This window comes from Streptomyces sp. NBC_01233 (assembly GCF_035989305.1).
Classification (GTDB): Bacteria; Actinomycetota; Actinomycetes; order Streptomycetales; family Streptomycetaceae; genus Streptomyces.
In genome coordinates this window covers 2,064,528-2,089,289 of the sequence record NZ_CP108514.1, presented here as the reverse complement: position 1 = coordinate 2,089,289, position 24,762 = coordinate 2,064,528, and the positions used below count along the sequence as shown (strand labels likewise).

At 70.6% G+C, this 24,762-nt stretch carries 23 protein-coding genes and 1 tRNA gene; 16 read left to right on the top strand and 8 right to left on the bottom strand.

Annotated elements, in window-relative coordinates:
* Positions 1–29 precede the first annotated feature (29 nt).
* The 6 genes from OG332_RS09605 (at position 30) to OG332_RS09580 (ending at position 5,994) form a co-directional block, all read left to right on the top strand.
* On the top strand, positions 30–1,574 hold the full coding sequence (locus OG332_RS09605; RefSeq protein ID WP_327413052.1) for an APC family permease: 1,545 nt from the start codon (positions 30–32) through the stop codon (positions 1,572–1,574).
* A 220-nt stretch (positions 1,575–1,794) separates the two neighbouring features.
* Positions 1,795–3,234 (top strand): amino acid permease, encoded by a 1,440-nt coding sequence (locus OG332_RS09600; RefSeq protein ID WP_442816340.1) that lies wholly within the window; start codon positions 1,795–1,797, stop codon positions 3,232–3,234.
* 560 nt (positions 3,235–3,794) lie between these two features.
* Complete coding sequence (locus OG332_RS09595) at positions 3,795–4,007, top strand: hypothetical protein (protein WP_327413050.1); 213 nt, start codon at positions 3,795–3,797, stop codon at positions 4,005–4,007.
* Positions 3,991–4,512: a DUF6879 family protein gene (locus tag OG332_RS09590; RefSeq protein WP_327413049.1), complete on the top strand. Its 522-nt coding sequence runs from the start codon at positions 3,991–3,993 to the stop codon at positions 4,510–4,512. The genes OG332_RS09595 and OG332_RS09590 overlap by 17 nt, the downstream gene beginning before the upstream one ends.
* Complete coding sequence (locus OG332_RS09585; RefSeq protein WP_327413048.1) at positions 4,509–5,342, top strand: helix-turn-helix domain-containing protein; 834 nt, start codon at positions 4,509–4,511, stop codon at positions 5,340–5,342. The genes OG332_RS09590 and OG332_RS09585 overlap by 4 nt, the downstream gene beginning before the upstream one ends.
* A gap of 310 nt (positions 5,343–5,652) precedes the next feature.
* Entirely contained in the window at positions 5,653–5,994 is a 342-nt protein-coding gene (locus OG332_RS09580) for a hypothetical protein (protein ID WP_327413047.1), read from the top strand.
* Between the two features lie 801 nt (positions 5,995–6,795).
* Here the strand turns inward: OG332_RS09580 and OG332_RS09575 are convergent.
* Both OG332_RS09575 and OG332_RS09570 read right to left on the bottom strand, forming a co-directional pair.
* Positions 6,796–7,644, bottom strand: a complete 849-nt coding sequence (locus tag OG332_RS09575; protein WP_327413046.1) for a hypothetical protein — start codon at positions 7,642–7,644, stop codon at positions 6,796–6,798.
* Positions 7,645–8,196: 552 nt separating this feature from the next.
* A tRNA-Leu gene (locus OG332_RS09570) sits at positions 8,197–8,284 on the bottom strand.
* A 167-nt stretch (positions 8,285–8,451) separates the two neighbouring features.
* On the opposite strand from OG332_RS09570, the gene OG332_RS09565 reads away from it, so the two are divergent.
* The 3 genes from OG332_RS09565 to OG332_RS09555 all read left to right on the top strand — a co-directional run bounded on the left by OG332_RS09565 (position 8,452) and on the right by OG332_RS09555 (position 11,162).
* A complete protein-coding gene (locus OG332_RS09565) occupies positions 8,452–9,777 on the top strand; it encodes a M20/M25/M40 family metallo-hydrolase (protein WP_327413045.1) in 1,326 nt (441 codons plus the stop codon).
* Positions 9,778–9,906: 129 nt separating this feature from the next.
* Complete coding sequence (locus OG332_RS09560; protein ID WP_327413044.1) at positions 9,907–10,140, top strand: chaplin; 234 nt, start codon at positions 9,907–9,909, stop codon at positions 10,138–10,140.
* A gap of 155 nt (positions 10,141–10,295) precedes the next feature.
* The gene (locus OG332_RS09555; protein ID WP_327413043.1) at positions 10,296–11,162 is read left to right on the top strand and encodes a chaplin family protein; all 867 of its coding nucleotides are present in this window, start codon (positions 10,296–10,298) and stop codon (positions 11,160–11,162) included.
* 39 nt (positions 11,163–11,201) lie between these two features.
* Here the strand turns inward: OG332_RS09555 and OG332_RS09550 are convergent, their stop codons facing one another.
* Positions 11,202–11,390, bottom strand: a complete 189-nt coding sequence (locus OG332_RS09550; RefSeq protein WP_327413042.1) for a DUF5703 family protein — start codon at positions 11,388–11,390, stop codon at positions 11,202–11,204.
* A gap of 47 nt (positions 11,391–11,437) precedes the next feature.
* On the opposite strand from OG332_RS09550, the gene OG332_RS09545 reads away from it, so the two are divergent.
* The gene (locus OG332_RS09545) at positions 11,438–12,106 is read left to right on the top strand and encodes a hypothetical protein (protein WP_327413041.1); all 669 of its coding nucleotides are present in this window, start codon (positions 11,438–11,440) and stop codon (positions 12,104–12,106) included.
* Positions 12,107–12,173: 67 nt separating this feature from the next.
* On the opposite strand, the gene OG332_RS09540 is transcribed toward OG332_RS09545, so the two are convergent.
* Together OG332_RS09540 and OG332_RS09535 are read right to left on the bottom strand one after the other, a co-directional pair.
* Positions 12,174–14,681 (bottom strand): ATP-binding domain-containing protein, encoded by a 2,508-nt coding sequence (locus OG332_RS09540; RefSeq protein WP_442816125.1) that lies wholly within the window; start codon positions 14,679–14,681, stop codon positions 12,174–12,176.
* Positions 14,678–15,661: an aldo/keto reductase gene (locus OG332_RS09535; RefSeq protein ID WP_327413040.1), complete on the bottom strand. Its 984-nt coding sequence runs from the start codon at positions 15,659–15,661 to the stop codon at positions 14,678–14,680. Before OG332_RS09535 ends, OG332_RS09540 begins: the two co-directional genes overlap by 4 nt.
* 100 nt (positions 15,662–15,761) lie before the next feature.
* Between OG332_RS09535 and OG332_RS09530 the strand changes: the two genes are divergently transcribed.
* Together OG332_RS09530 and OG332_RS09525 are read left to right on the top strand one after the other, a co-directional pair.
* Positions 15,762–16,811, top strand: coding sequence for an LLM class F420-dependent oxidoreductase (locus OG332_RS09530; RefSeq protein ID WP_327413039.1), 1,050 nt, complete (start codon positions 15,762–15,764; stop codon positions 16,809–16,811).
* A 263-nt stretch (positions 16,812–17,074) separates the two neighbouring features.
* Positions 17,075–17,863: a ferritin-like domain-containing protein gene (locus OG332_RS09525; RefSeq protein ID WP_327413038.1), complete on the top strand. Its 789-nt coding sequence runs from the start codon at positions 17,075–17,077 to the stop codon at positions 17,861–17,863.
* Positions 17,864–17,899: 36 nt separating this feature from the next.
* Here OG332_RS09525 and OG332_RS09520 read toward each other — a convergent pair whose 3' ends face one another.
* Complete coding sequence (locus tag OG332_RS09520; RefSeq protein ID WP_327413037.1) at positions 17,900–18,892, bottom strand: magnesium and cobalt transport protein CorA; 993 nt, start codon at positions 18,890–18,892, stop codon at positions 17,900–17,902.
* A 55-nt stretch (positions 18,893–18,947) separates the two neighbouring features.
* On the opposite strand from OG332_RS09520, the gene OG332_RS09515 reads away from it, so the two are divergent.
* The 4 genes from OG332_RS09515 (at position 18,948) to mshC (ending at position 22,486) form a co-directional block, all read left to right on the top strand.
* Positions 18,948–19,667, top strand: a complete 720-nt coding sequence (locus OG332_RS09515) for a histidine phosphatase family protein (protein ID WP_327413036.1) — start codon at positions 18,948–18,950, stop codon at positions 19,665–19,667.
* 76 nt (positions 19,668–19,743) lie between these two features.
* The gene (locus tag OG332_RS09510) at positions 19,744–20,334 is read left to right on the top strand and encodes a DUF3090 domain-containing protein (RefSeq protein WP_327413035.1); all 591 of its coding nucleotides are present in this window, start codon (positions 19,744–19,746) and stop codon (positions 20,332–20,334) included.
* The gene (locus tag OG332_RS09505) at positions 20,298–21,146 is read left to right on the top strand and encodes an SCO1664 family protein (RefSeq protein ID WP_327413034.1); all 849 of its coding nucleotides are present in this window, start codon (positions 20,298–20,300) and stop codon (positions 21,144–21,146) included. The genes OG332_RS09510 and OG332_RS09505 overlap by 37 nt, the downstream gene beginning before the upstream one ends.
* Before the next feature lie 110 nt (positions 21,147–21,256).
* On the top strand, positions 21,257–22,486 hold the full coding sequence (gene mshC, locus OG332_RS09500; protein WP_327413033.1) for a cysteine--1-D-myo-inosityl 2-amino-2-deoxy-alpha-D-glucopyranoside ligase: 1,230 nt from the start codon (positions 21,257–21,259) through the stop codon (positions 22,484–22,486).
* A gap of 75 nt (positions 22,487–22,561) precedes the next feature.
* On the opposite strand, the gene OG332_RS09495 is transcribed toward mshC, so the two are convergent.
* Positions 22,562–23,572: a hypothetical protein gene (locus OG332_RS09495; protein WP_327413032.1), complete on the bottom strand. Its 1,011-nt coding sequence runs from the start codon at positions 23,570–23,572 to the stop codon at positions 22,562–22,564.
* 101 nt (positions 23,573–23,673) lie between these two features.
* A complete protein-coding gene (locus OG332_RS09490) occupies positions 23,674–24,696 on the bottom strand; it encodes a PAC2 family protein (protein ID WP_327413031.1) in 1,023 nt (340 codons plus the stop codon).
* Positions 24,697–24,762 lie beyond the last annotated feature (66 nt).

Below are 24,762 nucleotides of genomic sequence, written 5' to 3'. Positions count from 1 at the left end.
GAGAACCGCGCCCCTGAAAGGACGCCGCCATGCCGACGGGCAGATCCACCACGCTCCAGGACCCGGCCGAGATCCGTACGTACAAGGGCCAGGACCGCGCCCTGCGCGCCGACCGCCTCGGTACCGCCGGTCTGCTCCTGTCCGTACTCGCCGCCAGTGCGCCCCTGATGGTCGTCGCCGGCGTCATGCCCACGACCTTCGGGGTCATGGGCATCGTCGGCCAGCCGCTGCTCTTCGTCATCCTCGGTGCCGTCCTCGCGCTCTTCAGCATCGGCTACGCCGAGATGAGCCGGCACGTCCACAACGCCGGCGCCTTCTACGCGTACATCGCCCGCGGCCTCGGCCCCACCGCCGGCGCCGGTGCCTCCCTCGTCGCCCTCGTCGCCTACAGCGCCATGCAGTGCGGCGTCTACGGCATCCTCGGCTTCGAGATCTCCGGCCTCTTCGCCACCTACCTGGAGATCGAACTCTCCTGGTGGATACCGGCCCTGCTCGCGGTCGCCGTCACCGGTGCGCTCGGCTGGCTCAAGATCGACCTCAACGCCAAGGTCCTCGGGGTCCTCCTCCTCGTCGAGTGCGCCCTCGTCGTCGTCTTCGATATCGCCGCCCTCGCCGAGCCCGGCGCCGAAGGCCTCTCGCTGCACGCCTTCAACCCGGAGACCCTCAGCGGAGCCGGCTTCGGCACCGCGCTCTGCTTCTGCATCGCCGCCTTCGTCGGCTTCGAGCAGTCCCCGGTCTACGCCGAGGAGACCAGCAAGCCGCACATCGTCGTCTCCCGGGTGATGTTCCTCGCCGTCGCCTTCGCCGCCCTCTTCTTCGCCCTCAGCGCCTGGGCCCTCACCGTCGCCACCGGCCCCGCCGAGGTCGTGAAGACCTCCGCCGAAGCCGGCCCCGGCCTGCTCTTCCAGCTCACCGAGAGCCGTCTCGGCACCACCTTCACCGACATCCTGCACGTCCTCTTCGTGACCGGCATGTTCGCGGCCATGCTCAGCTTCCACAACGTGGTCGCCCGCTACGCCTTCGCCATGGGCCGCGAGGGCCTGCTCCCCGCCGCCTTCGGCCGCACCAACGCCGGCACCGGCGCCCCCGGCACCGGCTCCCTCCTGCAGACCGGCATCGCCGCGCTCGTCGTGATCGCCTTTGCGCTCACCGACGACATGCCCGCCGGCGACCCCACCGCCCCCGTCCTGCACCTGTTCACCTGGATGGGCAGCGTCGGCGCCCTCGGTGTGACCCTCCTCATGGCCGCCGCCTCCTTCGCCGTCATCGCCTTCTTCGTCCGCCGCGGCACCGCCGGAGCCCAGGTCTGGCGCCTCGTCGCGGCCGGCGCCGCCGGTCTCGCGCTGCTCGCCATCGCCATCTACACCGTCAAGGACTTCGGCGTCCTGGTCGGCGCCGAAAAGGGCTCCGCGCTCAGCTGGGCCCTGCCCGGCATCATCGGCGCCGCCGTCGTCGGCGGCCTGCTCTACGGAGCCGTGCTGCGCCGCAGCCGCCCCGAGGTGCACGCCCGCATCGGCCTGGGCAACGAGGCCTTCCGCCTCGATCAAGCGGCAACGGCCAGTACCACCGACTGACCTGGCTTTCGAGCCCCGGTGAAGCCCCCGACACCCTTTTCCATGGTCGTCGGGGGCTTCGGCGTACAGGGGGCCGATTTTGGCGGGTGGCGGGCCCTCATGATCTCCTGGGGCGACAAATTCACCGGACCGCGACACAGGGGACACCACCCAGCTCCCCTGCGCCGCGGAACGGACCTGCCGTCCGACCCCCACGAAGGCGAAGTCATACATGAGTGACCTGAGTGACCGAACCTTGACCGAGGCCCCCGCCCCGGCGTCTTCCCGCCATGTCGACGCCGGTGACGAGGGCTACAGCAAGGACCTCAAGTCCCGCCACATCAACATGATCGCGATCGGCGGAGCGATAGGCACCGGGCTGTTCCTCGGTGCCGGCGGCCGCCTCGCCGGTGCGGGCCCCTCCCTCGCGATCGCGTACGCGGTCTGCGGAGTCTTCGCCTTCTTCGTCGTCCGGGCGCTCGGCGAGCTCGTCCTGTACCGCCCCTCCTCCGGTGCCTTCGTCTCCTACGCCCGCGAGTTCATGGGGGAGAAGGGCGCCTACACGGCCGGCTGGCTGTACTTCCTGAACTGGTCCACCACCACCGTGGCCGACATCACGGCCGCCGCGACCTACGCCCACTTCTGGTCGATGTTCACCGACGTCCCCCAGTGGGTCCTCGCGTTCATCGCCCTCGCCGTCGTCCTCACCGCCAACCTGATCTCGGTGAAGTACTTCGGCGAGATGGAGTTCTGGTTCTCGCTGGTCAAGGTCGCCGCCCTGGTGGTCTTCCTGATCGTCGGGATCTGGCTCGTCGCCACCAGCCACGAGATCGGCGGCCACACCCCGGGCCTGTCCTCCATCACCGACAACGGCGGCATCTTCCCCTCCGGGATGCTCCCGATGCTCCTGGTGATCCAGGGCGTGGTCTTCGCGTACGCCTCCGTCGAGCTCTGCGGCGTCGCCGCCGGCGAGACCGAGAACCCCGAGAAGATCATGCCGAAGGCGATCAACTCGATCATGTGGCGCGTGGGCCTCTTCTACGTCGGCTCGGTCGTCCTCCTCGCCCTCCTGCTGCCCCACACGGCGTACAGCTCCGACCAGAGCCCCTTCGTCACCGTCTTCGACAAGCTCGGCGTCCCCGGCGCCGCCGGCGTCATGAACCTGGTCGTGCTCACCGCGGCCCTCTCCAGCCTGAACTCCGGCCTCTACTCCACCGGCCGCATCCTGCGCTCGATGGCCGTGTCCGGCTCAGCGCCGAAGTTCACCGGCCTCATGAACAAGGGCAAGGTCCCCTACGGCGGCGTCCTCTTCACCGCCGCCTTCGGCGTCGCGGGCGTCGGCCTGAACTACTTCATGCCCAAGGACGCCTTCGAGATCGTCCTCAACTTCGCCTCGCTCGGCATCCTCGGCACCTGGGGCATGGTCATGCTCTGCTCGCTCTTCTTCTGGCGCCGCGCGAAGCAGGGCCTCCTGGAACGCCCGTCCTACCAGCTGCCCTGGGCCCCGTACACCCAGCTCGTGACCCTGGCCTTCCTCCTGACGGTCCTGGTCCTGATGTGGTGCGACGGCGGAGTCGGCCGCACCACGGTCATGTTCGTCCCCCTCATCGGCGCCGCCCTGGTCGGCGGCTGGTTCCTGGTCCGCGGCCGAGTCGCCGAAATAGCCGCCTCCCGCCGCTGACCCCCCTCCCGGTCCACGAGGCCCCCGCGCCGGAACTCCCCCTTCCGCGCGGGGGCCTCCGGCGTCCCCGGCGTCGCCCGCGTCCTGGAGCCGCGCAACCTGCCGGATGCCGACCGGCAGGGCCCGCCGCCCGTACCCCTGCGGCCTGAGGGAGCCGGGCGCGCTCGCGGCAGCCTGCTCCGGACGCACGAAAGGCCGGCCGGGATTTCTCCCGACCGGCCTTTCGCCGTGGTGTCCGAGGGGGGACTTGAACTCTCCACTCGGGCACGCCCATTAGTTAGCTGACCTGCGCAGAAACCCCCGTGGAGCCCTTCCGGTAGGTGGCACGGTTGGTCATGCTCACCTGCCGTTTCTGAGTGCTTCTGGCCGCTGTTGGTCATGCGTTGGTCACGTGGGCCACACGATCGGTCCTGGTGCTTCGGAGCGCACTCGTCCGAGTCCAGCAAGATCGTCTATTCCGGAACAGGAATAGTCCGGAGTCGGCATAGACGTGGGGCGACGGGGCTCCGTAGCGTCGTCTCAGGCGGTCCCAAGCGGGGGACCGGAGGCGAGGGGGCACCATGGCGCGAGACGGACTGACCCGGCTCACCGGCAAGGTCAACGGGCCCAACTGTGACGACGACGATTGCCCGAACGTCTACCGGCACAAAGGGCGCGGCTCCATCGTCGTGCAGGGTGACGTCTTCAACGGCTTCACCGTGCCGGAGGGGGAAGGGCTCGTGGAGATCCCGGAGCACGTCCTGAGGGAGGCTGTCCGTGCACTTGGATGGTGACGCGTGGCGGAAGGCTTTCGACTCCTTCACGCAAGAGGCGTGGCGGTTCGAGGCTCAACCCACCTACACCATGCCTCGGGAGGCGGAGAACGTAGCCCGATTCCTCAGAGGCGAAGGCAAGCCGGTTGACCACAACACTCGTTGGCATGAGCGGGTGCGCAACTTCCTGTCTTCTGGGCGGCGGATAGGCCGGGTGCGCATCGTCCGGCAACCGCTCACCGACTATCAGCGCTATCAGTTCGCGTGGGGAATTCCTGGCAACATCGAGGCTGGAGAGGATATTCGTATCCTCGACGTCACAAGCCACGACTACGGATTGCCGCTGAGTGTAGTCGACTGGTGGATGTTCGATGACGCGCGAATTGTCCATCTGAACTTCCGCCCGGACGGAACCCAGGTCGACCGCGAGACGTTCGACGGCGACATCACACCGTACCGGGAGTGGAAGCGTATTGCGCTTGCCGCGTCCGTACCGTTCGCGGAGTACGTGAAAGAACATAGGTGACGTTCGAGCCTGAGCAGCTAGGACAGTCCAAGACTGATCTAGCAGAGAAGCTGAGAGAGCTGCGCAAGGCAGCCGGTCTCACAGGAGACCGGCTGGCCAAGCGTTGCAACATGTCTCAGTCGCAGATTAGTAAGTTCGAGACGGGAAAGAAGACCCCCAAGCTTATCGACGTGGAGCGCATCCTTCGAGCGCTTGACGCCCCACCGGAGCTGATTACTGAAATAACAGCCCTGGCGAGGATCGCTAACACTGAGTGGCAGGACAAGCGTTCCTCATGGCGCAGAGGCTTGGAGAAGCGGCAGGCTGAGCTAGCCGCGCTAGAGGCCGAGGCGACTACCCTCCGATACTTCCTCCCCGCCATGGTCACAGGTTTGCTGGCAACTCCGGAGTACATACGAGCCAGCTTGAGCAACGCTCCCGGTGACAAATCCAAGACGGTGGCGCGCAAGTTGGAAAGGCAAGCGGTTCTCTACGACACTTCCAAGTCCTTCACTTTCCTGCTCACTGAGCAGGCCGTGAAATGGGCGATCGTGCCACCGCTGGCCATGGCCGTGCAGATTGACCGGCTCGACTCACTTTCTCACTTGCCAAACGTACGCGTTGGCGTGATTCCGCTCGGTGTCCAGATACCACGTGGCCCGATGAACACGTTTACGATCTATGACGATCGACTGGCTACAGTGGAGAACTTCACGGGGCGCATGGTGTTTCAGGACTCTCGCGACGTTGCTGAGCATCTCGCCGTGTTCGCAACCTTTGAGCGTCACGCCTTGTTTGGGCCGATGGCGCGACAGCGGCTATCCGAATGGGCCGAGTTCTACAGGGCTTGATTTCTATGCCACAACGGGAATGCGGCTAGCGGCATCGCCAACGCACCGGAATCATCTCCCCATGCGACACCGTCGATGGAGGAAATTCCAGTGAGCCGCCCTACGACAACCATGCGCCCGCCTGTTCACCTTTCGCTGCCTCGGACACCGCCTGCACCCGCGTCGGGTTGTGGCGTCTGCGCTGCTCTGGTGAAGCAGCGGGGAACGGCCTACAAGGCCGGGGATCTGTCCGCCGTCTCTGACTGCAACGTCGAGTTGGCCGCGCACCCGGAACACGAGGAGGCGCGGTAATGGCCACAAAGGGACGAGCGTGAGTGCCGAAGAGGAATTCAGCCCCGAGGAGTTTCGGAACCTTGTGCTAGTGGGTTGGGCTGTGATGCAGGCCAAGAAGAGGCTTGACGAAAACGTGTACGCCGATCCGGACTCGCGGACAGCGGACGCGATTCTTGTTGCGCTGCCGAGTCTCTTCACGGCGCTCGACCAGGCCGTTGAGAGAGCCCTGACTCAGAACGTCGATGATCTGCGCATGATTGAAGAGGGGGCGAGCGATGGCGAATCGTTCGGATCTGGTCCGCATTCCAGTGGACATGTATTGGCCGAAGGGGAATTCCATCAAGGTCGGCCGTCCGCGGAGCAGTACAAGCATGGCTGAACTCTGCTGCACAGGTGCGTCAGTGCCGGAAGATCTTCGCGCTGAGTTGCGGAGGGTACTCCCGAAGGGCAACAGGTTCATTGATGTTCGATGCCACCTGCAAAAGGGGCACCGCAGCAGGCGCCACGGGGACACGCTCTTGTGGCTCTCGGAGTGCGACCCTGATGCGCCGCGTGTGAGTGTGTGGCTGGTCTGGGGGCTGAGAGGAAAGCCTCAGGTAAGGGTTCTCCCTAACTGCCCGCTCAGGCCATGTGGAAACACGGCGTGCGCAACGTGTACGTCGTGCTTCTTACACGCTGGACATGAACGCCGCTGTCACTGCTCAGGCGGCGAAAGCGTGGTGACATGCCACGACTGAGCGTCATAGAGATGAAAGAGAACCGCGACTGCATAGCCGCTCATGAGGACAAGCTCAGGAGACGACTGGCCAACGGCGAGACGTACATGCAGCTTTCCGCACAGCTCGGAATTGGTGAAGGCGTACTGCGCCGGATGCTGGAAATCGTCCTGCCTGAAAGGAACGCACGTGTCCACCCCGCTTGTGCCTGCCAGGACCGAGAAGCCCGCGAAATGCCAGTCGTGGGTGACGCTGTACGCGCATCACGTAGAGGCAGTCCGGTGCGGAGTTCCGGGAACGCCGCACTACGAGGGGCACGTGAATAGTTCCGCTACATGCGGTCGTAAATACGGGCACGATGGATGGCATGAAGCTGGTATGCGCCCCAACGCCCCGCAAGACGGGGGCGGGGAGATCGGTATCCGGTGGAAGCGTTTCTCGGGTTACTCGGCACCCAGCGGCTTTCAAGTTGTCCTACTCAAGCCCCTCTCCCCCGAACTGTCCCACCCACTTGGGTAGTCGAAGAAACGAACAAGCCCCGGCACAATGGCCGGGGCTTTCTTGGTTAGGTGGTCGGGTGAGAGCAGTGAGCGGAACGGGTTTCCTTCGGCAGAGGGTGCCGCAGGGACCGGGCGCTGTAGGGGTGCCGGGCGGTACGAGTCGAGCGGGACAACCTCAGCCCTGTTGCTTTCCATTACGGTCCGCTTCGCCGGCGATGACTCCGCGTGCTGGGAACCGTCACCGCAGAGTGTGAACACGGTGGCGGGGCGGCCCGTCTTCCCCGAACGATCCACGGTGGCCACGACTTCGGGCAGTGCCTTGACCTCACTGGCACTGGCGCCCACGTAGGGCAGGATCTGAGACGACGTCGCCCGGCCACCGTGCATCTCGATCCGGGCCCGTACCTTGTCCGCCAGGCTGAGCGACTGCCGCTGTGCCTTCGAAGCGTCGGCCCCCTTGGTGATGCGGACCGCATCCTGAACAGAGCGGCGAACGAGAGCGAAAGCGGCAGAGAGGATCTCTCCCGTGATGACCTCGGAGCACTCGGAGGCAGCGAGGCAGGCCGCGACCCTGAGGGTCTGCTCTGCGGTCCTCTCAATGAACACGGCCTGAGCCTCGGGCAGGGTCTCACCCAGGATGCGGGCGTACCGCCGAACGATTCGCCACAGCGGGCGGGCGTCTTCCCCCAGCGTGATCACGCGGGGCCGGGCAGTGGCCCACGCGTAAGCGTCGGACAACTCTGCACCGTCCACCTCGGGCAGGCTCAACCGGTCGTCATCCAGCATCGGCACTGAGCCGAGCAGGAACGGCATTCGGTTGTACGAACCGCCTGCTGCCTCAGATGCACCTACGTACCGCTGCCAGTCGGGGCGATTCCTGGGCTCTGTGTGGGAGCCGTGCGGCAACAGGGCCTGTGACAGCGGCCTGACTCACCACTGCCTCAGGGACGCTCCGCTGTGGACGGTCTACGCCGCGACTGGTGTCCGGCGCAGTGAGGCCCTGGGAATGAAGTGGTCCCTCGTGCGCTGGGATGAGGGAGCCATCGAACTGGGATGGGTCGTGGTCGAAGAGGGCAACGCTTACCGGTTGCGGAAACTGACCAAGGATGGTGATGCCAACGCGATCATCCGGGGAGAACCCCGTAGAGGTCTCAGCAAACGTCCGGCACCACTCACCGGGCTACACCATGGCCCGGTACGGGCACTCACGTAAGGACGGAGCGCGGAAGCTCGCCGCCTCCGGTGCGGGCCGACTCGGCCTGTCATCCCTGGTCTGACCTGGGGAATCTCTGGGCCGTTGGTCACGTGGTTGGTCACGCCACAGCCTGGAAAAGCAAAAAACCCCACATGAAGTGGGGTCTCAGCTGGTGTCCGAGGGGGGACTTGAACCCCCACGCCCGATAAAGGGCACTAGCACCTCAAGCTAGCGCGTCTGCCATTCCGCCACCCGGACAAGGTGTCTGTCTCGCGTCCCTCGCGGGCCGTTCCGACGTGGAAAACATTACCAAACATTCCGGGGTCCTCGATCACACCCCCCGACGGCCGGGGATCGCCCTTGGGGAGAGCGGCCCGGGGCGGGAGGATGGAGGAGTTCGGTACTGATCAGTGGGAGGAAGCAGCGTGAGCGAGTCGAGCGCGGGCAGGACCGTCTCCGGCGAGGACGAGGTAGTCGACCTCTGCCGGGACCTCATCCGGATCGACACCAGCAACTACGGAGACCACTCGGGCCCCGGGGAGCGCAAGGCGGCGGAGTGGGTCGCCGAGAAGCTCGCCGAGGTCGGGTTGGAGCCGCAGATCTTCGAATCGCACAAGGGGCGCGCCTCGACCGTGGCGCGGATCGAGGGGGAGGACCCCTCGCGGCCGGCGCTGCTGATCCACGGGCACACCGACGTGGTTCCGGCCAATGCCGCGGACTGGACGTACGACCCGTTCGCGGGTGAGATCGCCGACGGCTGCGTGTGGGGCCGCGGCGCCGTCGACATGAAGGACATGGACGCCATGACGCTGGCCGTCGTGCGCGACCGGATGCGCAGCGGGCGCAAGCCCCCGCGCGACATCGTGCTGGCCTTCCTCGCCGACGAGGAGGCCGGCGGCACCTACGGGGCACGGCACCTCGTCGACAAGCACCCGGGTCTCTTCGAAGGCGTCACCGAGGCCATCGGCGAGGTCGGCGGCTTCTCCTTCACCGTGAACGAGAACCTGCGGCTGTACCTGGTGGAGACCGCCCAGAAGGGCATGCACTGGATGCGGCTCACGGTGGACGGCACCGCGGGCCACGGCTCCATGACCAACAACGACAACGCCATCACGGAGCTGTGCGAGGCCGTGGGGCGGCTCGGCCGCCACCAGTGGCCGGTGCGCGTGACCAAGACCGTACGCCACTTCCTGGACGAGCTCTCGGACGCGCTCGGCACCCCGCTGGACCCGGACAACATGGACGAGACCCTGGCCAAGCTCGGCGGCATCGCCAAGATGGTCGGCGCGACGCTGCGCAACTCGGCCGCCCCGACGATGCTCGGCGCCGGCTACAAGGTCAACGTCATCCCCGGCCAGGCGACGGCCCACGTCGACGGCCGCTTCCTGCCGGGCTACGAGGACGAGTTCTTCGCCGACCTGGACCGCATCCTCGGGCCGCGGGTGAAGCGGGAGGACGTGCACGGCGACAAGGCGCTGGAGACCGACTTCGACGGCAGGCTGGTGGACGCCATGCAGGGCGCCCTGAAGGCCGAGGACCCGATCGCGCGGGCCGTGCCGTACATGCTCTCGGGCGGTACCGACGCCAAGTCCTTCGACGACCTCGGCATCCGCTGCTTCGGCTTCGCGCCGCTGCAGCTGCCGCCGGAGCTGGACTTCGCGGGGATGTTCCACGGCGTGGACGAGCGCGTGCCCGTGGACGGACTGAAGTTCGGCGTGCGGGTGCTCGACCGGTTCATCGACAACGCCTGAGATTCGGGTAGGTGTGCGCATTCCACTGAGAAGAGTGAATGCACTCATACGCTCGTAGCCCTGGTGATCCCTCCTCGTTACAGGTGGTGCGGTCCGCGGCTGGGACCGCATTGCCTACTAGGAGGAACAATGATCAAGAAGGTTGTCGCCGCTGCGGCTGCCACTGGTGGCCTGGTTCTCGCGGGTGCGGGCCTGGCTGTCGCCGACGCGGGTGCCCAGGGTGCGGCCATCGGCTCCCCCGGTGTTCTGTCCGGCAACGCCATCCAGGTTCCGGTCCACATCCCGGTGAACGTGTGCGGGAACTCCGTTTCCGTCATCGGCCTGCTGAACCCGGCCTTCGGCAACACCTGCGTCAACGCCTGACGCGTCTGAAGTCTTGGGCCCCGGAGCGCATTCCAGCGCTCCGGGGCCACCGGGCTTTCCGGCCCGGATTCTCACCTTCGGCGTACCAGGCGGGGGAGCCTGGACGGCCGGGCCGCCGAGACGGCCGAAACGCACACACCAGGGGACGAGTACAGATGCGACGACCGGCACAGGTCACCAGGAAGACCCTGATCACCATGGCTGCCGCAGGGGGTGTCCTCGCCCTCGGCGGGGGCTACGCACACGCGGACTCCGGCGCCTCGGGGCACACCGCGAACTCTCCGGGACTGCTGTCCGGGAACAACGTGCAGGCACCCGTGGACGTACCGGTGAACGCCTGCGGGAACACGGTCACGGTGGTCGGAGGCCTCAATCCGGCCTTCGGGAACCACTGCTCCGACGGGGGCCACGGCAAGCCCGGCAAGCCGAGCAAGCCCGGTCACCCGGGACACCCCGGCAACCCCGGACACCCCGGCAACCCGGGACACCCCGGCGACGGCGACGAGCCGTGCGACGACCACCCGGGCAACCCCGGAAACCCGGGCACGCCGGGCGGTGAGAACCCCGGGAACCCCGGCAACCCCGGCAACCCCGGAAATCCGGGCACCCCGGGTGGCGAGAACCCCGGCACCCCCGGCACCCCCGGGAATCCCGGTACGCCCGGTGGCGAGAACCCCGGGAACCCGGGCAACCCGGGCACCCCGGGCGGTGAGACGCCCGGCAACCCGGGGAATCCCGGTACGCCGGGTGGCGAGACGCCCGGGAACCCGGGCACTCCCGGTACGCCGGGCACGGGCACTCCGGGTACGTCGGCCAACCCCGGCACCGGTTCCGTCACCCCCGTGACCCCGGTCACGCACCCCGGCCCGGGGACCGGCGCGCAGACCGGGGACAACCCCGGGCAGTCGGCCGGTCTCGCCGCCACCGGCTCCGGTGACGTCCTCACCGCCGGCCTCCCGCTCGCGGGCGGCCTGCTGCTGGCGGGCAGCGTGCTCTACCGGCGCGCCCGCAACGCCGCCTGACGGCTGCTCACGGCGCGGGCCCCGCCCCCGGGGCCCGCGTCACCAGGTCGCGCGGACCTGACGGATGATCCGGCGGCGCAGTCGCGCACGGCGACTGCCGTCCCGGTACAGACTCAGCCGGTCGAGTTCCCAGTTCCCGTACTCGGCATGATCGGTCAGCAGGCGGGTCGCCTCCTTGCGAGGAACACCGCGGGGCACGTACACGTCGACAAATTCGTATTCCGGCATCGCATCTATTGTGCGGGCAGAGCCCTCGTACGGATAGCGTCTGCTCTATGTCTGATGCCGCTCTGCCCACTGTTGCCGAGGTACGCGCCGCCGCCGAGGCGGTCAAGGCCGCGCTCGACCGTCACCTCGCCGCGGTCGAGCGCAGGACCGGGGACGAGGACCCGGACGTCTACGCCGCGTTCAACGAACTCGCCGCCGCGGCCGAGGAGTACGACGAACTCCTCTACGACCGCTACGACGAGGTCACTCCCTTCGAGATCCCCACGCCCGAGGACGGCGTGCCCTACACCGGCCCCGCCGAGCCCGCCGCCTTCAGCGTGCTCATCCGCCGCGACTACGCCGTCGTCGAACCGCCGCGGCTGATCGCCCAGGCCGAGCGGATCGCCGCGCACGACCGGGACGCCGAGTTCGTCCAGGACGGCGGCACCGCCGAGGCGCTGGGCGTCCTCTTCGGGGAGTACGAGCCCGACGAGATCGCTTCCCGCTTCAAGGACTTCGGGCTGGAGGAGGGCGATTCCACGCTCTGGATCGCCGCCTCGGAGGAGATGGCGGAACCGGGGGAGTGGCTCAACTCGCCCTTCGGGAACATCGATCCGCAGGACGTCCTGCACCGGTTCGACGTCAGCTCCGTCTTCGACGAGGAGTCCGACGAGTTCGACGAGGGCGAGGACGAAGGCGAGGAAGAGACCGCGGAGCCGGGGCTGACCCCGGCCTGAACCCCGGTCCGGCCCCCGACCCGGCATCCGTGGCCCCCGCCCCGCGGGGCGGGGGCCACGGCCGGAGTCACTCCGCCTGTTCGCCGGCCGTCGCGAGCGCCTTCAGCAGGCCCGTCAGCCGTGTCGTACGCGGCTTCGGCAGCACCTCGGCCACCGCGCGCGGCAGCGCCTGGTCGACGCCGTGCACCACCGACAGGTGCCGCTCGGCCCGCCCGAACGCCGTGTAGACCCAGTCCCGCGACAGCGCCTGGGCCGCGTCACCCGGCAGGACGACGACCACGGCCGGCCAGCGCGTGCCGACGGCCTGGTGCGCCGTCACCGCCCAGCCGTGCCGCACCTGGGACTCCACCAGCTCCTTCGGTACGACGATCCGTACGCCCGCACGGTCCAGGTGCAGCCCCTGGGCGTCGGCCGACACCACCCGCGCCGCCAGCGCCCGCCCGGCGGACGGCACGTGGACCACCCGGTCGCCGGGGTCGAAGCCGCCGAACCGGCCGGGACCGGGGTTCAGCCGCTCCTTGAGGGCGGTGTTCAGCGCCCGCGTCCCCGCGGAGCCGCCGTGGCCCGGGGTGATCACCTGCACGCTGTCCGCCGGGATCCCGAAGGCCCGCGGCACCGACTCGGCCACCAGCTGCACGGCCCGGTGCACGGCCTCCCCGGCGTCCTGCACCGGGACGATGACGACCTCCTTGCCGGGGGCGTCCACCTGGTTCAGCTCGCCGATCCCGACTCCGGAGACGAGCTCGCCGAGAGGGCCCGGATCCGGGGTGCGGGAGACCACCTGGGGGCACGTACGGGCCGCCAGCACATCGGCGAACACCCGTCCGGCCCCGGCGGACGCGAGCACTCCGGGGTCCCCGGAGAGCACCAGCCGGGCTCCGTCCGGCACGGACTCCACCAGCGCCGCCGCGGTCTCCACGTCCAGCTGCGGCGCGTCCAGCACCACGAGGAGGTCCAGCACGAACTGCCCGTCCGCGTCCCGCCCGGGCCCCTCCGCCCCGGACAGCAGCCCCGCCACGGTCACCGAGTCCGGACCGGCGGGCGCGTGCGCGGCCGGGCAGGCCCGCAGCCCCAGCTCCCGGGCCGCCGCCACCAGGGCGAACGCCTCGGCACGCGCGGCCTCGCCGCCGGTGTGGGCGACCAGGCCGTGGCCCGCGACCGTGCGGATCAGCTCGGCGGCGGACGGGCCCGGCGCGGCACCGGCGGCCTGCTCCCAGTCAGCGGGCGCGTCGAAGGCGCCGGACGCGAGCCGCGCCAGGCCGTCGGCCAGGCTCTCCTCGGCCATGGCGGAACCCTCCAGGCCCACGAGGAGACGTACGGGCTGCTCCTCGCCCTCCTCGACCGGCGGGCCGAGGGGCTCGTGGAAGACCAGCACCGAGCCCTCCGCGATGGCCTGTTCCAGCGCTCCGGCCGGATCCGGTACGCCGTACTGGGCCAGGGCCTTCTCCAGCACCGGGGCCTCCAGCGCGGTGTGCCCCTTGAGTCCGGCCTGGGCCAGCAGCCAGCCCACCAGGACGGTGGTCCGGCGCTCGTCCCCGGGACCTGCCTCGGAGCCCAGCAGGGACCGTGCGAAGCCGTCCGCCTGGGTCGGGCGCACGGCCGGGACCGACAGCAGCCGCCAGGGGTTCTCGGCGAGCTGCTCGGCGGCGCCGTCGCCGAGCACCGCCGCGGCCTGGCCGGCCAGGGACTCGGGGGCGCCACCGCGGGCCAGGACGGACCGTACGCCCTCGACGGTGCCGGCGGAGGGTTCCGCCGCGGCCACCGGTGCCGGGGCGGCGGGGCGGGGCGCGGCGGGAGCGGGGGCCGGCCTGCGGGGCGCGGCCGGGGCCTCGTCGAAGTACACGGCGGGGGGCTTCTCCCCGCTCTCCACGGCCCGTACGGCGGCCATCAGGTCGGCGGCCTTGCCGCTGAGCTTCGCCCCGGACTCGACGGGCGCCTCCCGCTCGGCCTTGCGCCGGGCGATCCGCTCCCGCTCGACCTTCTGCGCGGCGAGCTCGGCCTGAGCCTCGGTGAGCGCGGGCTGCACCTGAGCCCCGCCGTCGGCCCCGCCGTCGGCCCCGGCCCCGGCCTCAGCCTCGGCCTCAGCCTCAGCCTCGGCCCCGGCCTCAGCCTCGGCCCCGGCCTCAGCCCCGGCCCCGGCCCCGGCCCCGGCCTCAGCCCCGGCCTCAGCCCCGGCCTCAGCCCCGGCCCCGGCCCCGGCCTCAGCCCCGGCGTCGACCTCCGCTCCGGTCTCGGTCTCGGTCCCGGCTTCGGACCCGGCCGTGTCTTCGGCTCCTGCGGGGGCCTCGGTGGCGGGCCCTGCAGGGCCTTCCCCCACCCCGCCCCTTCCCGAAACCGGGGGCTCCGCCCCCGGACCCCCCTCACCGGCGCCGACTTCGCCGTGCCCGGCGTCAGGCCCGGCGTCGGCCCCGGCCGAACCGGCTTCGCCCTCGGTCCCGGCCGAACCGGCTTCGGTGGGCAGGGAGGTCGGGTCGGCCTCGGGGGTGTCCGACGGGGCTTCGCCCGAGTCGGCCTGCGGCCCGGCCGGTTCCTCCGCGGCAGCGGTTTCGGCTTCGGCTTGGCGGTCCGTACTCACAGCGTGCTCCAGTCCTGATCGGGATAGCGGTGCACGGGCGCCGACACATCGTCCAACGCCCGGCAGATCTCCTCCGGAAGACTAAGGGCCTCCACCGACAGCGCCGCCGCGAGCTGCGCCGACGTCCGGGCCCCGACGATCGGCGAGACCACCCCCGGCCGGTCCCGGATCCACGCGAGGGCCACCTCGAGCGGGGTCACGGCCAGCCCCCGGGCCGCCGTCACCACCGCGTCCACGATCCGGCCCGCCGCCTCGTCGAGGTACGGGTCCACGAAGGCGGCCAGGGACTCCGAGGCGCCCCGGGAGTCCGCCGGTACGCCGTCCCGGTACTTGCCCGTCAGCACGCCGCGCCCCAGCGGGGAGGAGGGCAGCAGGCCTACCCCGAGGTCCAGTGCGGCCGGCAGGACCTCCCGCTCCACGCCCCGCTGCAGCAGCGAGTACTCCATCTGGGTCGAGGCGATCCGGCTCCGCACGCCGGGCGCCGCGAGCTGCCAGGTCGCCGCCTTCGCCAGCTGCCAGCCGCAGTAGTTGGAGACCCCGGCGTACCGGGTCCGGCCGCTGCTCACCGCCAGGTCAAGCGCCTGCATGGTCTCCTCCAGCGGGGTCGCCGGATCGAAGGCGTGCACCTGCCAGAGGTCGACGTAGTCGGTGCCCAGCCGGTCCAGCGAGGCGTCCAGCGCGTCGAGCAGGTGCCCGCGCGAGCCGTCGAAGCGCCGGTCCGGGTCCGGCACGCTGCCCGCCTTGGTCGCGATCACCAGGTCCCGGCGCGGGACGAGCCCGCCCACCAGCCGCCCGAGGAGGTACTCCGCCTCCCCGCCCCCGTACACGTCGGCCGTGTCGACGAGGGTGCCGCCCGCCTCCCAGAAGGTCTTCACCTGCTCGGCGGCGGCTTCCTCGCCGGTGTCGCGGCCCCAGGTGAGGGTGCCGAGGCCGATCCGGGAAACGCGCAGTCCGGTGCGGCCGAGATGCCTCTGCTCCATGAGCGCTGAGACTACTGGGGCGCTGACGCGGAGCACCCTGGCGCGCTACAGTCCCCGCACACCAACGTTACTGATCGGTAAACCGGTAAGGGGACGACACATGCGGCTCGGCATCAATCTCGGTTACTGGGGCGCGGGCATGGACGCCGACAACCTCGCCGTCGCCCAGGAGGCCGACCGCCTGGGCTACGACGTCTGCTGGGCCGCCGAGGCCTACGGCTCCGACGCCCCGACCGTGCTCGCCTGGGTCGCCGCCCAGACCGAGCGCATCGACGTCGGCTCGGCGATCCTGCAGATCCCGGCCCGGCAGCCCGCGATGACCGCCATGACGGCGGCCACCCTCGACTCGCTCACCAAGGGCCGCTTCCGGCTCGGCCTCGGCGTCTCGGGCCCGCAGGTCTCCGAGGGCTGGTACGGCGTCAAGTTCGACAAGCCGCTCGCGCGGACCCGGGAGTACGTGGAGATCGTCCGCAAGGCCATGAGCCGCGAGCGCCTCTCCTACGAAGGCGAGCACTGGACCCTGCCGCTGCCGGGCGGCCCGGGCAAGCCCCTCAAGCTGACCGTGCACCCCGAGCGCGAGCACATCCCGCTCTACATCGCCGCCATCGGTCCGAAGAACCTGGAGCAGACCGGCGAGATCGCCGACGGCGCCCTGCTGATCTTCCCGGCCGCCGAGCACCTGGAGGCGACCGCGCTCACCCACATCCGGGCGGGCCGCGAGAAGGCCGGGCTGACCATGGACGGCTTCGACGTCTGCCCGACCGTGCCGCTGGCCCTCGGCGAGGACGTGAACGCGCTCGCGGACATGTTCCGCCCCTACACCGCCCTGTACGTGGGCGGCATGGGCAGCCGGAAGCAGAACTTCTACAACCAGCTGGCCCAGCGCATGGGCTACGAGAAGGAGGCCGCCGAGATCCAGGACAAGTACCTGGCGGGCGACAAGACCGGCGCGGCCGAGGCCGTCCCGCACTCGCTGATCGACTCGACCACGCTGCTCGGCCCGGTCGGCCGCATCGCGGACGGGATGCGGGCCTACGCGGAGGCCGGGGTCACCACCCTCACGCTCGCCCCGGCCGGATTCACCCTGGACGAGCGGATCGCCGCCCTGCGGGCCGGCACCGAAGCCATGGAGCTGGCGGGCCTCGGCTGATTCCGGGCCGCCCGACGCATCCGCCGGACGGGGTCCGGCGCAGCCGCCCGAAGCCCGCGCAGCGGTGCGGGGTCGGCGTCGAAAGGGAGTCTGCGGCCGTGGTGGGGGCTCGGGGGGTCTTCCCCGCCACGGCCGACACAGCCAACAACGCCCCGGGTGCCCGCAGGGTTACGCGCGACGGCCCATCCCCTCGTTTCGTTCATTCGGACGAGTCGTGCGATCCATCGGTTGCCGCTTCCCGTCACCGGCGTTTGACTCGTTTCATGCTCTCTGCCCGCAGCCTGTTCCAGGAGATCGTCGACAACGACGAGTCCTTCCAGCTGTTCTGCTCCATCGCCGCCAGCGGAGAGTCCCAGGGCGGTTGGGAGAACGCCCGGATCGCGGCCCTGGTGCCGGACTCCATGCGCGACCTCGCGCCCAAGATCACCCGGCACGGTGCGGACGAGGACAAGCACGGGCGGATCTTCAACGCGCTGCTCCGCAAGCGCGGCCTGCCGCCGGTCCCGGTACCGCCCGAGACCGATTACACGATGCTGCTGGAGCGCCGCGGCATCGGCCTCGCGCACGACAAGCTGCGCCGCGAGGAGGCGCTGACCGAGGAGGACGTCGTCGTCTACCTCGCGCACAGCCGCGTCACCGAACAGCGTGCCGCCGACCAGATGGACATGCTGGTCAGGTACTTCGGGAACCACCCCGAGGTCGGCAAGGCCATCCACATGATCAGCAACGACGAGGACAACCACCTCGCCTACTGCCACGAGGAACTGCTGCGCCTGGCCCGCGCGGGCCACGGCCGGACCATCCAGCGGGTGCTCCGCGAGAGCGCGCTCGCCGAGATCGGCGTCTACCGGGACGTCAGCCTCGCCGTCATGGGCCACATGGGACGGGTGCTGCACTGGCCCGCCCCGAAGGCGGCCGCGCTCGCCGCCGGCATCCGCGTCATGTACGCGTACGAGCGGTTCAGCGGCTGGCACCGGATGGTGAACCTGCGGATGCCCCAGCGCCGCAACGCGCTGGGCGGCGCACCGGTCACCTCCCCCGAGCTCGCGTAGCCGCGCGCGGCCGGCCGCGCGCGAGGCTCCCCGTGGCTACAGCCAGCCCCGGCGCTTGAACATGCGGTGCAGGCCCAGACAGACGCCCACCATGAGCGCCACCACCGCCGGATAGCCCCAGGCCTGGGTGAGCTCCGGCATGTGCTCGAAGTTCATCCCGTAGATCCCCGCCACCATCGTCGGGACGGCCGCCATCGCCGCCCAGGCCGAGATCTTGCGCATGTCGTCGTTCTGCCGCAGGCCCATCTGCGCGAGGTGCGCGGCCAGCGCGTCCGACAACAGCCGGTCCAGCCCCTCGATGTACTCGCTCGCCTTGGTCAGGTGGTCGGCGACGTCGCGGAAGAAGGGCTGGGCGTGCTCGTGGACGAAGGGCACCTGCCCGAAGGCGAGCCGCTCCATCGGCTGGAGCAGCGGGTTCGTCGCCCGCCGGAACTCCAGCACCTGCCGCTTGAAGCCGTAGATCCGGGCAGCGGTGTTCTTGGTGTCCGCGGGGTTCGGGGAGAACACCTCGGCCTCCAGCTCCTCCAGGTCCACCTGGAGCTCGGCCGCCACCTCGATGTAGTGGTCCACCACCGCGTCGGAGACCGCGTACAGGACCGCCGTCGGGCCGTGCCGCAGCACGTCCTGCTCCTGCTCCAGCCGGTGGCGGACGGCGGCCAGCGGGGCCCCCTCGCCGTGCCGGACCGTGACCACGAACGAATCGCCTATGAACACCATCAGCTCGCCCGCGGTCACGGTGTCCGTGCCCTCGTCGTACAGCACCGGCTTGAGGACGACGAACAGCGAATCGTCGTACACCTCCAGCTTCGGCCGCTGATGCGCGGTCAGCGCGTCCTCCACCGCCAGCTTGTGCAGGCCGAACTCGCGGCTGACGCGGTCGAACTCCTCCGCCGTCGGCTCGTACATGCCGATCCAGAGGAAGGCGTCACCGGTCGCCCGCGCCGCGTCGAGGGCGTCCGAGAAGTCCTCGGGTCCCTCGGTACGGCGGCCGTCCCGGTAAATCGCGCAGTCGACAATCACGCCGGGCATTCTTCCCTGCCCGCGGCCCGCCCGCACACCGGCGGCACGGCATACGCTGGCACCCATGGCCACGCTGATCCTCGTACGACACGGGCGGTCCACCGCCAACACCGCAGGGCTGCTCGCCGGATGGACGCCGGGAGTCGGCCTCGACGAGCGCGGCGCCGAGCAGGCCGCCGCCCTGCCCGGAAGGCTGGCGGGCGTGCCCCTTGCCGCCGCCGTCACCAGCCCGCTGCAACGCTGCCGGGAGACCCTCGCACCCCTGCTGGCCGCCAGGTCGGAGCTGGAAGTGCACACCGACGAGCGGATCGGCGAGTGCCACTACGGCGACTGGTCCGGCCGCGAACTCTCCGAGCTCGCCGACGAACCACTGATGAAGATCGTCCAGCAGCACCCCTCGGCGGCCGCCTTCCCCGGGGGCGAGTCCATGCGCGCCATGCAGGCCCGCGCCGTGGACGCCGTACGGGAGTGGAACGCGCGGGTCGAGGAGGAGCACGGGAGCGACGCCGTCTTCCTGATGTGCTCCCACGGCGACATCATCAAGTCCCTTGTCGCGGACGCCCTCGGGATGCACCTGGACCTCTTCCAGCGCATCCACGTCGACCCCTGTTCGGTGACCGCGATCCGGTACACGCCGACCCGGCCGTTCGTGTTCCGGCTGGGCGACACCGGGGACTTCGGCCCGCTCGTACGGCGTCCGGCCGCACCGGAGGCCGTCGCCTCGGACAAAGACACCGAAGACGCGGGGAACGCGGTCGTGGGAGGCGGCGCGGGCGCGGCGTGATCGGACGGCGCAGTAGGGTGGACGGGCCCACACAAGGGCGCAGACCTGCCCTGCCGCCGAGACTTGGAGACTGGACGTGCCCCGTCAGGTGTTCCTCTACGACCCCCCGGACCGCTTCGTGGCCGGCACGGTCGGTCTGCCGGGACGCCGTACGTTCTTCCTGCAGGCCTCCTCCGGCCCCCGCGTCACCAGCGTCTCCCTGGAGAAGACCCAGGTCGCGGCGCTCGCCGAGCGGATGGACGAGCTGCTGGACGAGGTCGTGCGGCGGACCGGCGGCAACGCCCCGGTGCCGGCCGTCGCCCCCGCCGAGGCCGCCGACACCGCACCCCTCGACGTCCCCGTCGAGGAGGAGTTCCGCGTCGGCACCATGGCCCTGGCCTGGGACGGCGAGGAGCAGCGGATGATCGTCGAGGCCCAGGCCCTGGTGGAACTCGAAGCCGACTCCGACGAGGACCTCGCCGAGGCGGAGGAGCGGCTGCTCCAGGACGAGGAGAACGGCCCGCCGATGCTGCGGGTCCGCCTCACCGGCGCCCAGGCCCGGGCGTTCGCCAAGCGGGCCCTGGACGTGGTCAACGCCGGCCGCCCGCCGTGCCCGCTGTGCAGTCTGCCGCTGGACCCGGAGGGGCACGTGTGCCCGCGCCAGAACGGCTACCGGCGCCAGGCGTGACCGACACGGGGGAGATCGAGGAACTGCTCGCCAAGGGCGAGCTGACCGTCATCGGCCGGATCCGCGAGGCGTCCAACGCCGTCCTGCTGTGCACCGTCACGCACGAGGGCGTGAGCGCCGACTGCGTGTACAAGCCCGTCAAGGGCGAGCGGCCGCTGTGGGACTTCCCCGACGGGAACCTCGCCCAGCGCGAGGTCGCCGCCTACCTGGTCTCCGAGGCCACCGGATGGGGCCTGGTGCCCGCCACCGTGCTGCGCGACGGACCGTACGGCGAGGGCATGGTCCAGCGGTGGATCGAATCCGCGGGACCGGAAGGGGAATCCCCGGCCGACGGGCTCCTCGCGCTCGTCGACGGCGAGGAGGCGGGGGAGGGCTGGAAGCCCGTCGCCTTCGCCGAGGTGGGGGAGGGCCGCACCGCGCTGCTCGTCCACGCCGACGACCCGCGGCTGCGCCGGCTCTCCGTACTCGACGCCGTGATCAACAACGGCGACCGCAAGGGCGGCCACCTGCTGCCCGCACCCGACGGCCGCCTCTACGGCATCGACCACGGCGTGACCTTCCACGCCGAGGACAAGCTGCGCACCCTGCTGTGGGGCTGGGCGGGGGAGCCGCTGACAGACGAGGCACGCGAGGTGCTGGCCGGGCTGGCCGCCGAGCTGGCCGAGGGAGCCCCGCTCGCCACCCGGCTGGCCGAACTGATCACCGCCGTCGAGCTGGCCGCCGTACGCGACCGGGTGGCGCACCTGCTGCGCACCGGAACCCACCCGCAGCCGTCCGGGCAGTGGCCGTCGATCCCCTGGCCGCCGGTCTGAACCGGCCATCCGCCACACGCATAGATTCGGCCAGACCGCAAGAGTGCCGATCAAGACAACAGTGCAGGTCCGGTTCGTTTCCGGAACATCCGTCCGGTTAGGCTCGAGACATGCATGCCTGGCCCGCTTCTGAGGTCCCCGCCCTTCCTGGCAAGGGCCGCGACCTCCAGATCCACGACACCGCGACCCAGGGGACGATCACCCTCGCCCCCGGTCCCGTCGCCCGTATCTACGTCTGCGGCATCACCCCGTACGACGCGACCCACATCGGTCACGCGGCGACCTACAACGCGTTCGACCTCGTGCAGCGCGTGTGGCTCGACACCAAGCGGCAGGTCCACTACGTCCAGAACGTCACGGACGTGGACGACCCGCTCCTGGAGCGGGCGCTGCGCGACGGCCACGACTGGACCGAGCTGGCCGAGCGCGAGACCGCACTCTTCCGCGAGGACATGACCGCCCTGCGGATGCTGCCGCCGCAGCACTACATCGGAGCCGTCGAGGCCATACCCGGCATCGTGCCGCTGGTCGAGCGGCTGCGGGACGCGGGCGCGGCGTACGAGCTCGACGGCGACGTCTACTTCTCGGTCGAGTCCGACGCGCACTTCGGCGGGGTCTCGAACCTCGACGCCGAGGCGATGCGGCTGCTCTCGGCGGAGCGGGGCGGCGACCCCGACCGGCCGGGGAAGAAGAACCCCCTGGACCCGATGCTGTGGATGGCCGCCCGTCCGGGCGAGCCGAGCTGGGACGGCGGCTCGCTGGGCCGCGGCCGGCCGGGCTGGCACATCGAGTGCGTCGCCATCGCCCTGGACCACCTGGGCATGGGCTTCGACATCCAGGGCGGCGGCTCCGACCTGGCCTTCCCGCACCACGAGATGGGCGCGTCGCACGCGCAGGTCCTGACGGGCGAGTTCCCGATGGCCAAGGCGTACGTACACGCGGGCATGGTCGCCCTGCACGGCGAGAAGATGTCGAAGTCGAAGGGCAACCTCGTCTTCGTCTCCGCGCTGCGGCGCGCCGGGGTCGACCCCGCGGCCATCCGCCTCGCCCTGCTGTCGCACCACTACCGGGCCGACTGGGAGTGGACCGACGACGTCCTCGCCGAGGCCGTGGCCCGGCTGGAGCGCTGGCGTGCGGCCGTGTCGCGGCCGGACGGGCTGCCGGCGGACGCCCTGGTCGAGGAGGTCCGCGAGGCCCTGTCGAACGACCTGGACGCCCCGGCGGCGCTGGCGGCCGTGGACCGCTGGGTGGACGCCCAGAACGCCTCGGACGGCGACGACGAGTCGGCCCCGGGCCTGGTCTCCCGCACGGTGGACGCCCTCCTGGGCGTGGCCCTGTAGGGCCTGACACGAACGGAACGCCGGCGGGGGCGGGGGCAGCGGCCTCCGCCCCCGCCGGCGCGTTCGGGGCCGTCCCTACTGCATGACGGTCACCGGCAGGTGCCGGAGCTCGCGGGTGCACCCGTAGAACTGGAGCGTGTAGCCGCGGCCCACGGACACCATGGTGGGATCGGCCGGGCCGGGGTAGGGCGGCGCGTCCTCGTCGGGCTCGTCGTCCAGGGGACGCCAGCTGCCGCTCTCCCCGTCCCACTCACCGCTGGGGACGGTCAGCAGCGGAGCCGTCGGGGCCCGGCACTCCCGGCACCGCAGGTCATCCGGCTCGTCCGGGTCCCGGAAGGTGTACGGGGCGGCCCAGCCGCCGACCTTCCAGCCGGGCGCGACCGACAGATCACCGCGGTAGCTGAGGGACCGCTCCTCGGCCCAGCGGTACAAGCGCCGGTCCAGATCCTCGTCCATGTCGTGCCCCGCCGGATACTCGCGGACCTGCTCCGGGTGGAGCACGCAGGGCGCGGGCACGTGGTGGTCCGTGCCGACGTACGGCGGCTCCGGCTGGTCCGCGAGGACCTCCGTCACGTCCGCGGCCCGCCGCCAGCGCAGCTGCACGGCCTGCGAACAGCCCTCGATGTCCTCGAACGGGCACCACAGCACCTGAAGCAGGTCCGTACCCCCGGGACAGGGCAGGTCCGGCACGTCCCGCGCGTACAGCTGCGCCACCGGAAGCAGCGGATGCGGCCCGGCCGGCATCAGCTCCGGCGGGTGGCCGGCATGGATCCGCCCCACCACGGCGTCCTCCTCGGCGGAGAGCAGGTTCGTCCGGGGCGGGCGGGGCCGCCGCCAGGCATCGCCAAGGATCCGGCGCAGCGTCCGTATCTCCTCCGGCGTGTTCAGCCGGTACACCGGGTGCTCCTGAGAGCACGACGCCCAGGGCTCATCGGCCGGCCACAGCAGGGGACCGCCCACCGAGCTGTCGTACACGGTGGGCGAACCAGGGCGCGGGTGCAGCCGGGTCGCGGTGCGGGCCATGTCCGCGAGCTCCGGGAACACCGAGGCCACGTCCAAGGGGCGCGGGGGCGTCGTGCGGGTCATCCTTCTCCTCCTGATCGCGAGCCCGTATCGAAACACGGACCACCGACACGAGCCCGCGCAGGAGGTGAAGGAGAGGTGAGGCCAGGCGAGGTGAGGGGTGGTCAGGCCTGCGGCGGTTCCTCGCCGTCGTCGTCCTGCGCGGCCGGGTCCTCCGGTGCGGTCCCCGCCGGAGGCTGCGGTTCCTCCCCGCCGGGCTCCGGTTTGCGCTTGGGGGTACGGGGGAGGCCGCCGGCCGTGTCCCGCAGGTACGAGCCGTCACCCGGCTCCGCCGCCGGGCCCGCCGCGGGATCCCGCCGCCGCAGGTACCGCTCGAACTCCCGGGCGATGGCGTCGCCCGACGCCTCCGGGAGGTCGGCCGTGTCCCGCGCCTCCTCCAGCGTCTGGACGTACTCCGCCACCTCGCTGTCCTCCGCGGCCAGTTGGTCCACGCCCAGCTGCCACGCCCGCGCGTCCTCCGGCAGTTCGCCCAGCGGGATCCGGATGTCGATCAGATCCTCCAGCCGGTTCAGCAGCGCCAACGTCGCCTTCGGGTTCGGCGGCTGCGACACGTAGTGCGGCACCGCCGCCCACAGCGACACCGCCGGCACGCCCGCGTGCGTACAGGCCTCCTGGAGGATGCCCACGATGCCCGTCGGGCCCTCGTACTTGGTCTCCTCCAGGTCCATCGTCCGCGCCAGGTCCGCGTCCGAGGTGACCCCGCTCACCGGCACCGGCCGGGTGTGCGGCGTGTCCCCGAGCAGCGCCCCCAGGATGACCACCATCTCCACGCCCAGTTCGTGGGCGAAGCCGAGGATCTCGTTGCAGAACGACCGCCACCGCATGGACGGTTCGATCCCCCGGACCAGCACCAGGTCGCGCGGCTTGGCCCCGCCGATGCGGACCACCGACAGCCGTGTCGTCGGCCACGTGATCTTCCGTACCCCGTTGTCCAGCCACACCGTCGGCCGGTTGACCTGGAAGTCGTAGTAGTCCTCGGCGTCCAGAGCCGCGAAGACCTCGCCCTTCCACTCCCGGTCCAGGTGTGCGACCGCACCGGAGGCCGCGTCACCCGCGTCGTTCCAGCCCTCGAACGCGGCCACCATGACCGGGTCGATCAGCTCGGGCACGCCCTCAAGCTCGATCACCCAGGTCTCCTTCCGAAGTTCCCTTGCGTACGTGGGTCAGCCTAAGCCTTGATGAGGCACCGGCCA